The 9,572-nt window shown below is 34.4% G+C and carries 8 protein-coding genes and 1 pseudogene; 7 read left to right on the forward strand and 2 right to left on the reverse strand.

Going from position 1 to position 9,572, the window contains the following annotated elements; genetic code table 11:
- The 7 genes and pseudogenes from ppk1 to ACTB1O_RS10250 all read left to right on the forward strand — a co-directional run.
- A partial coding sequence (gene ppk1, locus ACTB1O_RS10220) for a polyphosphate kinase 1 (RefSeq protein WP_462995034.1) occupies positions 1 to 1,034 on the forward strand: 1,034 nt, incomplete at its 5' end.
- Positions 1,035 to 1,099: 65 nt separating this feature from the next.
- On the forward strand, positions 1,100 to 2,584 hold the full coding sequence (gene pap, locus ACTB1O_RS10225; protein WP_462995035.1) for a polyphosphate:AMP phosphotransferase: 1,485 nt from the start codon (positions 1,100 to 1,102) through the stop codon (positions 2,582 to 2,584).
- Positions 2,585 to 2,586: 2 nt separating this feature from the next.
- Positions 2,587 to 4,566 carry a CHAD domain-containing protein gene (locus ACTB1O_RS10230; protein WP_462995036.1) on the forward strand — a complete coding sequence of 660 codons (1,980 nt, stop codon included), beginning with the start codon at positions 2,587 to 2,589 and terminating at the stop codon, positions 4,564 to 4,566.
- Between the two features lie 5 nt (positions 4,567 to 4,571).
- A complete protein-coding gene (locus tag ACTB1O_RS10235) occupies positions 4,572 to 5,159 on the forward strand; it encodes an HD domain-containing protein (RefSeq protein ID WP_462995037.1) in 588 nt (195 codons plus the stop codon).
- Positions 5,144 to 6,727 carry a Ppx/GppA phosphatase family protein gene (locus ACTB1O_RS10240; protein ID WP_462995038.1) on the forward strand — a complete coding sequence of 528 codons (1,584 nt, stop codon included), beginning with the start codon at positions 5,144 to 5,146 and terminating at the stop codon, positions 6,725 to 6,727. The genes ACTB1O_RS10235 and ACTB1O_RS10240 overlap by 16 nt, the downstream gene beginning before the upstream one ends.
- 137 nt (positions 6,728 to 6,864) lie before the next feature.
- Positions 6,865 to 7,140 (forward strand): annotated as a pseudogene (locus tag ACTB1O_RS10245) (response regulator); the annotation flags it as partial.
- A gap of 153 nt (positions 7,141 to 7,293) precedes the next feature.
- Positions 7,294 to 8,424: a GAF domain-containing sensor histidine kinase gene (locus ACTB1O_RS10250; RefSeq protein WP_462995041.1), complete on the forward strand. Its 1,131-nt coding sequence runs from the start codon at positions 7,294 to 7,296 to the stop codon at positions 8,422 to 8,424.
- A gap of 82 nt (positions 8,425 to 8,506) precedes the next feature.
- On the opposite strand, the gene ACTB1O_RS10255 is transcribed toward ACTB1O_RS10250, so the two are convergent.
- Both ACTB1O_RS10255 and ACTB1O_RS10260 read right to left on the reverse strand, forming a co-directional pair.
- Complete coding sequence (locus ACTB1O_RS10255) at positions 8,507 to 8,986, reverse strand: ribonuclease III domain-containing protein (protein ID WP_462995039.1); 480 nt, start codon at positions 8,984 to 8,986, stop codon at positions 8,507 to 8,509.
- A 73-nt stretch (positions 8,987 to 9,059) separates the two neighbouring features.
- Complete coding sequence (locus ACTB1O_RS10260) at positions 9,060 to 9,449, reverse strand: thioredoxin family protein (RefSeq protein ID WP_462995040.1); 390 nt, start codon at positions 9,447 to 9,449, stop codon at positions 9,060 to 9,062.
- Between the last annotated feature and the right edge of the window lie 123 nt (positions 9,450 to 9,572).

Genomic DNA, 9,572 nt, shown 5'->3' on the forward strand with positions numbered 1-9,572 from the left:
GTTTTAACCCTGTTATTAATTTCTTAAAACAGGCAGCGAGAGATCCTGATGTGATTGCAATTAAACAGACATTATACAGGGTGGGTAAAAATTCACCTGTTGTAAAATATCTTATGGAAGCGAGGGATAACGGGAAACAGGTCTCTGTCATAGTCGAATTAAAAGCCCGTTTTGATGAAGAAAATAATATTGAATGGGCTAAAAAACTGGAACATGCCGGTGTCCATGTCGTTTATGGTATAGTAGGTGTGAAAGTTCATGCAAAATTATGTATGGTTGTCAGACGTGAGAAGGGAAGACTTACTACATATGTGCATTTTGGAACAGGAAATTATAATCCTATAACTTCAAGGATTTATACTGATCTGGGTATAATAACCTGTGATAAAAGTATTGGTTCTGATTCGGCAGATCTATTCAATGCCCTCACCGGACATTCCGGTAAAAAGAAATATGAATCACTTCTGGTTTCTTTTCAAAAGACAGGAACGATGAGAGATGATATCATCGGCTATATAGATGAAGAGATAAAACAGCATAATCTTCACGGCAAGGGATATATTGCATTTAAACTAAACCAGCTTGTTGATCCAAAAATTATTATGGCACTCTATAAAGCATCTCAAAACGGAGTGAAAATTGATCTTCAGATTAGAGGAATATGTTCCATTCGCCCCGGGATTAAGGGAATAAGTGAAAATATTACATGTACATCTATAGTAGGACGTTTTTTGGAACATTCAAGAATACTTTACTTTAAAAATAATGAAAATGGAATCATTCTGACGGGAAGTGCTGATATGATGCCACGAAATCTTGATAAAAGAGTTGAAATTCTTGTTCCTTTGACAAATCAGAATATTCGTGAGGAGACATTAAGAATTCTAAAAATACATCTTTTCGACAATGTAAATTCAAGGAAACTGCTTTCAGACGGAACCTATGAGCGGGTTAAATGCGGCGATAAACCCTTGTGTGATTCTCAAAAATGGATGATAGAACACAGGGGTGAGTGGAATGACAGCCACCCCTGAGAATGCATTAATGATTGAAAAAAACCATATCATTTTTTATTTCATTCTTTGTTCTTAAAAAAAGGATGCCTGAAAATATGTTGGATAATATCAACCTTGGTAAAAAAGTATCAAAGGAACAGTATGATGAGGAAAAGGATTCTCTGAAACTGAGACTTGGTGAAATCCAGCGTGATCTTAAAAGTGCAGATATCCCTGCTATTATAATATTTGAAGGGTGGGATGCATCAGGAATCTCTGAGATTTGCAATAAAGTTATTCATAATATTGATCCAAGGGGATATACACTGTATCCTACCGGGAAACCAAGTAATCTTGAGATATCAATGCCTTTTTTCTGGCGTTTCTGGACAAAAATACCTCCAAAGGGACATATTGCAATTTTTGACAGAAGCTGGTACAGCAGGATTTTATATGAAAATATAAAATATGCGGAAAAATGCAGGAAAGCTATTAATTGTGCCGAAATCTTTGAGAGGCAGCTACATGATGACGGGTATTTAATAATAAAATTTTTTATACATATCTCAAAAAAAGAGCAGAAGAAAAGGTTTGAAAAAAGCATTAATGATCCCTGCCTCAAATATTATCTTAAAAATTCGGACTGGAATCCTAAAGAGGATTATGACAAGTACTACCCATATATTGATGATCTTCTTAATCAGACAAATACAGAATATGCTCCATGGAATATCATTGAGGCTGATGATACAAATTATGCTGTTATTAAGGCATACAAAATAATTATAAAATTAATTGAGGATGCTTTGTGCTGTCAGAAAACATCTGACAATTATTTTGCTCAGATGAAAACTGCATATCATCCGGAAAAATTTACCCTGCCTGATGCAAAACCACAAAATCCACTTCAAAAGCCCAAATATTCTAAGATAAAAGAGAAATATGGGGGAAATCTGAGAATACTTCAGGCAGAACTCTATAAAAATAAAATTCCTCTTATAATTCTTTATGAAGGATGGGATGCAGCAGGAAAAGGCGGGGCAATAGTCAGATTAACAGAGTACATTAATCCCAGAGGTTACAGGATAATACCAGTGTCGGCGCCGACAGACTCAGAACTCCGATATAATTATCTCTGGCGCTTCTATAATAATCTTCCAAAACCCGGACGAATAAGAATTTTTGACAGGAGCTGGTATGGCAGGGTTCTGGTCGAAAGAGTGGAGGGGTTATGTTCCGACTATGAATGGCAACGTGCATACCATGAGATAAATGAATTTGAAGCTCAGATTGACGACTGGGGAGGTATTTTGGTGAAATTCTGGATGCATATTGACAAAAGTGAACAGCTCAGAAGATTTGAGCAACGTCAGTATAATCCATTCAAGCAGTGGAAAATAACAGAAGACGACTGGCGTAACAGAGCAAAATGGGATGATTATGAATCTGCAGTATCTGATATGATAAGGCTTACAAGTACAGAAGCCTGTCCCTGGAATATTGTTCTTGGAAATAACAAATACAATGCAAGAATTCAGACACTTGCAACAATCTCAGAGGCAGTAAAAGCCCGGCTTTCGGAGATGTAAATATGAGAGAGAGAAACTGCACTAAATGTGATCAGGGATACTGCCTGTATGCCGCAAAGACAGTTCTTCCTCTTCTTGCTGCACTAAGTGCCGAAACAGAAGGTGTGAAGAAATCTTTGGATATTGAATATATCCACCGGTGCAGGGTTGCCACAAGAAGAATCAGGGCCGCTTTAAATCTTTACGAGGATTGTTTTCCTCCAAAAAATTTTAAGAAGTGGAAAGATGAGATTCATTATGTAACAAGAGCATTAGGAGAAGCAAGAGATAAGGATGTACAAATTGAATTTCTGGAGTCTTATATAAAAAATCTTAATAAAAATGTTACGAAAAAAGAAATTTCTGTTTTTACACCTGAGAAAAAGAAAAACCAACAGGACAATTCTGATGCAACAACAATTATCATCGCCGCCGGTCCGGATATGGATGCCTCAAGACAACATTTCACAGTTTTTCAAAAATTATCTCTTTTTGTTTTTAAAATTTTCAGAATTAATAAGCAGGAACATTCAATAAAGCAAAATGATTATTCTGGATTTTTTTCATTTAATAATCCGTTTTTACCAGGTCTAGAATGCCTAAAACTCCGGATTGAACAGGAAAGGGAAAAATTGCAGCCTTTTATTGTCAGAGATATAATAAAACTTGAAAGAGCAAAAACAATTGAGAAATTCGGGGATTATCTTCAGAAGATAGTTGTAAAGGCAAAAATTGAAAATATTGATATTCACTCTCCCTATGCATTTGAAAATGCTTTTTATCATATATCCTTAAAGATAGAGGAAATTTTCTGGTATGAAAAGTTTATTGGAGATCCAGATGATAAAAAACAACACCATGCAATGCGTATCGCAGCAAAAAGACTCAGATATACCCTTGAAGCATTCTCTGATCTTTATGACGGGGCACTTAAGGAGAATATCAAATCAATAAAAAGACTTCAGGATATACTTGGAGATATCCATGACTGTGACGTATGGGCGGATTTTTTAGTGAAATTTCTTGAAGACGAGAGACAGCGATCAGTTCAGTATTTCGGAAATCAAAATTTTTTCAGAATAATTATCCCGGGAATAGTAAATCTTCATGATGAAAGAGTAAGTAAAAGAAAAGATCTTTATTATGAATTTATAAAGTACTGGGAAGAACTAAAAGAAAAAAAAGAATGGGACTCTTTAAGAAAAATAATATCCCTTCCAATCCAGTCTTCATTTTACCATCTTGTTGATTCCACAGAGGAAGGTGAACTTAAAATTGCATTGATTGGAGACGTACATGCAAATCTCCCTGCTCTTGAGGCAGTTTTATCTGATGCAAAAGAAAGGGGAGCAGCAGCAATTATCAATACAGGCGATTTTGTGGGTTATGGTGCTTTCCCTGAAGAGGTTATCTCACTCTTAAGAAAAGAACATGTAATAAGTGTAATCGGAAATTATGATCTCTCTGTTTTAAAGCAGGGAAAAAAAGAAAATCATAAAAAACCAAAAAACAGGTCTAAACGTATTTCAATAAAATGGGCTTATGACAATCTTTCAAATGATAGCAGATTGTATCTAAAATCACTTCCAAAGTACATTAAAATAAATCTCAGAGACAAAACCCTGTATATTACGCATGGCAGCCCTGAATCAGTTAATGAATATATCACTGATGAAACATCTCTTCCAAGATTGAAAGAATATATTAAGGCAACCGAATCTGACATAATTGTTTCAGGACATTCACATGAACCTTTTGCAAAGGAAATCGAAAAAAAATGGTTTATTAATACAGGCAGTGTCGGACGGCCTGAAGACGGAGATCCAAGAGCATGTTACGCTTTATTAACCCTTGAACCGTTATCCATCTGTCACATAAGAGTCCCATATGATATTGAAAGAGCCGTTGAGGGGATCTATAAAAATAATCTCCCTGAAGCATTTGCACGTATTTACAGGGAAGGAAAACCTCTGGATATTATAAAATACGGAGGAGATGAATAGGTTCTATGAAATGCCGGAAAATAGATGAACTACAGAAAATACTGGCTGAAAAAAAGGCGGATACAAAACATCCGCTTCATGTCACATGGCTTTCGGAGAGATTATTTGATGAATTAAAACCCCTTCACCAGATGGGAGATAAGGAAAAAGAGTATCTTCTCTCTGCCGCAATGCTGCATGACATAGGTCTTTTGATCTCAATTAAAGGTCACCACAAACATTCAGGTGATCTAATTCTCAACTCTGAAATATCTGGTACAAATTTATATGACAGGAAAATTATTGCAAACATTGCCCGATATCATAGAAAATCACTACCATCTCTTAAACATGAAATTTATAATGAACTTTCCGAAGAGGATAAAAATCTTGTATCTATACTTGCATCAATTCTAAGAATTGCTGACGGACTTGACAGAACCCATCTTTCTCTTGTAAAAGATATAAAGGTAAAAACAGACGAAAGTCAGATTTGTATATCTTACATTTCCGAAATGAGATTTTTACCCGAAGAAGTGGCTGCAATAAAAAAGGGTGATCTTCTTGAAATTGTATTTAAAAGAAATGTGGTGATTGATTGGAAGAAAATTTAGTTGAAAAAGTAGTTGCATTTATTGACCTTGGAACAAATTCTGCCCGTCTTTTAATTGTTCGCCTGAATTCGAATTATTCATATTCTGTTTTAAGAAGACAAAAAGAGACAATCCGTCTGGGGCAGGGGGAGTTCATAAATGGATTCCTTGAAGATTCTGCAATGGACAGGGCAGAAATTGTCTGTAGACAATTTGTTGAAATGGCTAAAAGTTTTGGTGCAGAAGAAATAATTGCGATTGCGACATCAGCTACAAGAGAGGCTCTAAACAAAAAGGAATTTCTCCAGAGAATTAAAACAAAAGCTGGGTTGTCACTGGAAGTTATCTCCGGAACTGAGGAAGCAAGACTAATTTATCTGGGTGTCTCAAGTGGGATTCATATTGGTGCCCAGAATTACTTTTTTATAGACATCGGTGGTGGCAGCACAGAAATAATTGTTGGAAATCAGTTTGATTACCATATATTAAAAAGTTTTAAACTCGGTGCAATCAGAACCACAAATTTATTCTTCCCCTTTAATTATTCAAAAAGCGTTACAGAAAATCAATTTGATGAAATTAAAAAGCATGTTCTTGACAAATATGGACATACTTCAGGAATTATAAAAAAATATAATCTGTCCGGAGCTTTTGGAAGTTCCGGCACCATTCAGGCACTTGTCGAAATAAAAAACCGTGTTGACTCCATAAATAAAGAGATTCAAAGTAATGATTCTATTACAACAAATGAACTACTAAATGTCATCCTTTATCTTTGTAGTAAAAATCTTGCAGAAAGAAAAGTTGTTCAGGGTATAAATCCTGAACGTGCAGATATAATCATCACCGGTGCGATAATACTTTACACTATTCTCAGTCAGACAGGGATTAAAGAGATAAAGGCTTCTGAAAGAAGTCTTCGTGATGGTCTTTTAGTCGACTATCTGACAAAACTTCCCGGGTTTCCACACTCAAAACAGATGCCAATCAGAAAAAGAAGTGTAAAACAGCTTGGCAGATCATGCAAAATTGATGAAATTCATGCAGAAAATGTTATCCGGCTCTCAATGTCACTCTTTGATTCTGCAAAGGGACTGGGACTTCACAATCTCGGCGACAGAGAGAGAGAAATTCTGGAATATTCCGCTTTTCTGCATGATGTGGGACAGTTTATATCATTCTCACAGCACCAGAATCATTCCTATTATGTTATCACTAATGCACCTCTTTTAGGTTTTAATCAGAATGAAATTGAGATGATAGGAATAATAACCCGTCATCACAGAAAAAAAATGCCGAAGAAGACTGATGTAAAATTGAAAAATCTAAAAGAAGATGATCAAAATGCAGTAATCCTGCTCTCCACAATTCTCAGAATGGCAGAGCATATGGAAAGAAGTCACGATGGGAGGGTCAAAAATGCATCATTTGCACGGTCAGGCAGTAAAATTGTTTTAAATGTCGAATCTGAAAGCAAATGCTACCTTGAATTATGGTCACTCGAGGAGGATATGCCAATTTTTAAGCGTGTATTCGGAAAAAATCTTATTATTAAAATTATATATCTTATCGATTCAAATGAGGTTTAGATCCCCAAAGATATATATTTAATATACTCACCAATATTTTATTGCAGTTAACAATATATTCAACTTTTAAAAGATATATTCCTTGGTGTTTTAAATGTATATGATTTATTTAATGTATTTTTTTAGGAGTTACTAAAATGTTAAATGTACTCCTTGTAGATGATGAGAAAACTCTCCTCGAAGCAACATCAATATATCTTAAGCGAAGGGAGAATATTGGAACTGAATTTTGTTTTTCCCCGGGAGAGGGTCGTTTAAAAATAAAAGAGAAAAAATTTGATGCAATTGTTTCAGATTATGATATGCCTGAAGAAAACGGAATTGAATTTCTTAAAAGCTTAAGAGAACAAAATAATTCAATTCCCTTCATTCTTTTTACAGGAAAAAGCAGGGAAGAAATCGCCATTGCAGCAATAAATAACGGTGCTGATTATTACATTCAAAAAGGAGGAGATGTAAGAACTCTTTTTTCAGAGCTTGCAATAATGATAAGGAAATCGGTTGAAAGAGATCGAAACATAAAAAAAATTGATCATCTGAATAAAATCTTTTATACCTTAAAGGAGGTGAAAAATGCCATAACAGATTCAAAAGACCTTGAATTTATGCTCAAATCTATTTGCAGCGTGATTTTAAACTCAAAAGGATATTATAATGTAAGAATTGTTCTGTTTGATTCTCCGGGAAATATTACAGCATCAGCACAATCAGGATTTGGTGATGACTTTAAAGATATACTTGGATGGCTTAAAAAAGGAGAACTTACAGGATGTGCAAAATCCGCACTTGAAACCAGAAAAATAATTTATTCTGAAAGATGCTCTAATTCATGCAGGGATTGTCCTTTAAGAAAAATTCATGAAGATAAAGGAGCAATTACAACATGTCTTGAATATGAAAATAAAATCTATGGAATAATATCTGTAACAATTCCAACAGAACTGGTATCAGACCCTGACGAGCACTCCCTTTTTGAAGAGATTGCAAAGGATATTTCAGGTGCAATACATAATTATGAACTTGAAGAACACAAAATCTATAGAAATTCATTAAAAACAACAGGAAATAAATTGAATCATTTAAGTAATTCTATTCTTGAAGAAATTTATAAAAACACTGCGCTTATATCAGAGAATCTTGCCCTTGCTGACAATGATTTACCTAATGATATATTGAAATATATTAATTCAGCCGCTTCTGCAAATGAAATAATAAGATCAGAAATTGTATTTGCCAGAGATTACCAGAATCTTGGTTTATATGAACCCAAATGGCAAAATATAAGAGATGCTTTTCTCAAACACTCAGGCATTTTATCAGATGAAAAAATAGAATATAAAGTAGATACAGGCAACCTTGAAATTTTTGCAGATCCCATGCTTGAAAAGATCTTTGAAAATTTAATTAATAATTCAATAATACATGGAAAATATGTTACAAAAATAAAAATGTCTTCATATGAAAAAAATAATTTTTGTTACATTAATTTTGAAGACAATGGTCGTGGAATACAGGATTGTCTAAAGGGAGAGATATTTGAAAAAAACTCTGTGAGATATGAGGGATTTGGCCTTTTCCTTACAAAAGAGATCCTTGAGATAACAGGAATATCCATAAAAGAAACCGGTATATATTCAAAAGGTGCAAAATTTGAAATTAAGATTCCAGCATGTTTCTTTAAAACGAATGAAAAATAAAAGAATGTTGTTTGTAACAAGAATAATTTTCAATAAAAAACAGATATAATATTTTTGGCAGATTATATATGCTGACTTTAAATCAAAGATTTTTCTGGCAGAAAAAACCGGTATTAGCCAGAAAATCTGTCACTGCGTCCACACCGCCATCAATATATATCGCACCAGAAATCGCTTCAATGCACTCTGCAAGAACGCGCCCTGAAGTCCATATATGCTGTTGTTTTTCTCCTTTTCCCCAAATCACATAATTGTGAAGCCCTAAAGATTCCGCGAGATTCCTGAGACGGGTCATATTAACCAGATCCGTTTTTTTGGTTGTAATAATTCCCTTTTCGTGTTCCCCTTTCTCAATTAAATGTGATATTACAACAACATCTATTACCGCATCTCCAAGTGTCGCATAAGCATCCATATAATCATAATCCGGAAGACCTTTCTCTTTTGCATATGCATGCCTTGTTAATGCACGAATCAGATATTTTTCATCCGAAAAAAAATAGCCGATTTTTTTTTGAAGCATTTCCAGATTGAATTCATTCATTATTTGAAGATCTGCCATAAAACTTTTCCAGATTGTAAACGCTGTAAAATAAAAATCTCATTTATATCGGCAACAAATTATCTCTCAGAAATTATGCATAACCTGTGATCTCATACTCGATTGATGATGATTTTTCTGCACACTCCTGCCCATGTTCTATCATATTCTCAATCATTTTTTTTAGCATTGCAGGATATACTGCACCTACAATCTCACCTACCGGTTTACCTCCACAGAAGTATTTAAAAGTAGGTGTGGACATTATGCCATAGCGATCACGAATCCATGTATTTTTTTCTACATCCAGTCTGCCAAACATTATATTTTTATTAAATTCCAGGGAATATTTTTCAAAATAAGGCATCATTGTTCTGCAGTGAGAACAATTTTCACTAAAAAACATAACTATTGCAGGCTTTATATTTCTTTCAACAACCTTTTCCCAGTTTATGTCATTTAGATCGGCAATCTCTCCTCCCATTTTATCTCCCCCCCAGATATATGATAAGATATTCCATATCGGACTTATAGTTTTTTATCTGCCATAAATCCTTTTGGGCTAATATATAATTGCGAAAAAAATTATTTGTTTTTTAATGCAACA

This window comes from Methanomicrobium sp. (assembly GCF_055145805.1).